The sequence below is a fragment of the Mesorhizobium sp. M7A.F.Ca.CA.004.12.1.1 genome, from assembly GCF_003997835.1.
Lineage (GTDB): Bacteria > Pseudomonadota > Alphaproteobacteria > Rhizobiales > Rhizobiaceae > Mesorhizobium.
Genome location: NZ_RZRK01000812.1, coordinates 1 through 2,710 on the forward strand (window position 1 = coordinate 1; position 2,710 = coordinate 2,710).

Genomic DNA, 2,710 nt, shown 5'->3' on the forward strand with positions numbered 1-2,710 from the left:
AATCATTGCCGACATCGAGCGGCTGAAGGAAAAGGCGCTGGCCGCCGGCGGCCTCTACGTGCTGGCCACCGAACGCCACGAATCGCGCCGCATCGACAACCAGTTGCGCGGCCGTTCCGGCCGTCAGGGCGACCCCGGCCGCTCGAAATTCTTCCTGTCCCTGCAGGACGATCTGATGCGCATCTTCGGCTCCGAGCGCATGGACGGCATGCTGCAGAAGCTCGGCCTCAAGGAAGATGAGGCGATCATCCATCCGTGGATCAACAAGGCACTGGAAAAGGCGCAGAAGAAGGTCGAGGCGCGCAACTTCGACATCCGCAAGAACCTTTTGAAATATGACGACGTCTCCAACGACCAGCGCAAGGTGGTGTTCGAGCAGCGCATCGAGCTGATGGACGGCGAAGGCCTGTCCGAAACGATCGCCGAGATGCGCGAAGGCGTCATCGACGAGATCGTCGCCAAGGCCATTCCCGAAAACGCCTATGCCGAGCAGTGGAACGTTGCCGGGCTGAAGGCCGAGATCGCCGAGTTCCTCAACCTCGACCTGCCGGTCGAGGACTGGGCCAAGGAAGAGGGCATCGCCGAAGACGACATCCGCGAGCGCATCGGGCAGGCCGCCGAAGCCGCCGCCAAGGAGCGCGCCGAGCGTTTTGGCCCCGAGGTGATGAACTATGTCGAGCGCTCGGTTGTGCTGCAGACGCTCGATCATCTGTGGCGCGAGCACATCGTCAATCTCGACCATCTGCGTTCGGTCGTCGGCTTCCGCGGCTACGCCCAGCGCGATCCGCTGCAGGAGTACAAGGGCGAAGCATTCGAGCTGTTCCAGGCCATGCTGGGCAATCTGCGCCAGGCCGTCACCGCGCAGCTGATGCGCGTCGAACTGGTCCGCCAGGCCGCCGAAGCGCCGCCCCCGGAAGCCCCCGACATGTTCGGCACCCACATCGACGGCACCACCGGCGAGAACGACTTCGAAGGCGGCGAAACCGCCCTCCTGGTCCGCCCGGAGACAACCGCCGTCGTCGCTCCCGAGGACCGCGACCCCAACAACCAGGCCACCTGGGGCAAAGTCGGCCGCAACGAAGCCTGCCCCTGCGGTTCGGGGAAGAAGTACAAGCACTGCCACGGGGCGTTCGCGTAAGGGCGCGGCGCTTTTTTTCCCTTCTCCCCGTTCACGGGGAGAAGGTGCCCGAAGGGCGGATGAGGGGCGGCGCTGGGTTCCGCGATTGGCGTCGTTAAAACTCGGCGAATGCCGCCTCGTCGACCGTCACTTCCTCCACCATCTTCACTCGCACGCCGATCTTCTGATCCTTGAGCAGATCGCATAATCCGTCACCATCGATCAGGTCGATGGCAGGAGCGCCGTCGCGCACAGCCTCGCGCCGCGCATCCGCGGTAAATGTACCGGTGGTGATGACAAGGCCCTTATCGGCTCGACCAACCATTGCACCGCGAAAGTCGCGCACGACGCCTGACCCCACCGAGCCTTTCCAACGCTTGCACTGGAATAGCACGTGGAACGAAAGCAGGTTGACCCGCAATACACCGGTGCCGTCGATGCCACCATCGCCGCTCCTCCCGGTCACCTCGACCTTGATAAAGCCGGCCTCACGGAGAATTCTCTGGCACAACCGCTCAAAGGCCGCGGGATCAAGCGCCAGAAGTATGTCGAGCAGTTGCTCCCGCCAGTCCTTCAAGGCGATATCAGCTGCTTCCGCTTCGGCCTCCACGCGCTCGGGGGCAACGACAGTTTTCGCTTTGCGTAGTGCCGCGTCGGCTCGCCTGACAAGCCGTACGATTTCTTCCGGAGCAAGTGACAGCGATGCCCGGCCTTCCGCCGTGAGCGCCCACACGCCGCGCTCGCTATTGTTCGTGAGGCCTGCATTCTTCAGCCAGCTTCGTGCCCAGGCGCAGCGATAATCGAACTTTGCCCTTGGACCATCACCAACCAGCACCGCCCGCGCCGCATCGGAAATGTTCATCAGTACTGCCGTCTTGTCGTCGATCTCTTCGATCGAAGCGGAGCCGCCGAGCGCGTCCAATGCCCGCAAGACCGGCACAAAGAACTCTGCAAAGGGTGGAACGGTCGCCTTCATCGTCCCATCCTCATACAACCCAACGCGCAACGAACTTGTCTCGGGCCCCCAGAGTCACATGGCCGTGAATTATAAGCTGTGACATGGTTTCCCCAGAACGGGCGTATTAGAGCGGGTTTCGCGCTTCTGGGAAAGTGCTTGAATGTTAACCCGCCATCATTTGCGCTCGTATTTCCTCCGTTCTTTGCCAAGCGCACAGCGCAAACCCTCCCACCGCCAGCGCCGCCCCTCATCCGCCTGCCGGCACCTTCTCCCCGTATAGTGACGGGGCGAAGGGGGCTCCCCACCCACGTTTTCTTAATGTGTCTCCGCTACACTAACGCCTGAAAAAGAAGCGGAAAACGGAGAGAAATCGGGGTGCGCTTTTCCGCGGCCACGACTGCCGGGCGGTTCTTGCCGCAGCGTTGGGCGCTGCGCATGGGGCCGTTGCTTGGCCGCATCGATGCCGTGCTGTTCACCGCCGACGAGCGCGGCGAGGCGAGCCGCATGTCGGTCATCGCCTTCTCGGTCCGCATCGTTAGCGCCGTCATCGCCTTCGTCAGCCAGGTGCTGATGGCACGCTGGATGGGCTCGTTCGAATATGGCATCTTCGTCCTCGTCTGGGTGACGATGGTCAT

2 protein-coding genes and 1 pseudogene are annotated in these 2,710 nt (G+C 62.7%); 2 read left to right on the forward strand and 1 reads right to left on the reverse strand.

Annotation, left to right across the window (positions count from 1 at the left end; all coding sequences use genetic code 11):
- A partial coding sequence (locus tag EN984_RS30020) for an SEC-C metal-binding domain-containing protein (RefSeq protein WP_206517514.1) occupies positions 1 to 1,138 on the forward strand: 1,138 nt, incomplete at its 5' end.
- A gap of 94 nt (positions 1,139 to 1,232) precedes the next feature.
- Here EN984_RS30020 and EN984_RS30025 read toward each other — a convergent pair.
- Positions 1,233 to 2,093 (reverse strand): restriction endonuclease, encoded by an 861-nt coding sequence (locus EN984_RS30025; RefSeq protein WP_127272361.1) that lies wholly within the window; start codon positions 2,091 to 2,093, stop codon positions 1,233 to 1,235.
- Positions 2,094 to 2,450: 357 nt separating this feature from the next.
- Here EN984_RS30025 and EN984_RS30030 point away from each other — a divergent pair.
- Positions 2,451 to 2,710, forward strand: a pseudogene (locus EN984_RS30030) (lipopolysaccharide biosynthesis protein); the annotation flags it as partial.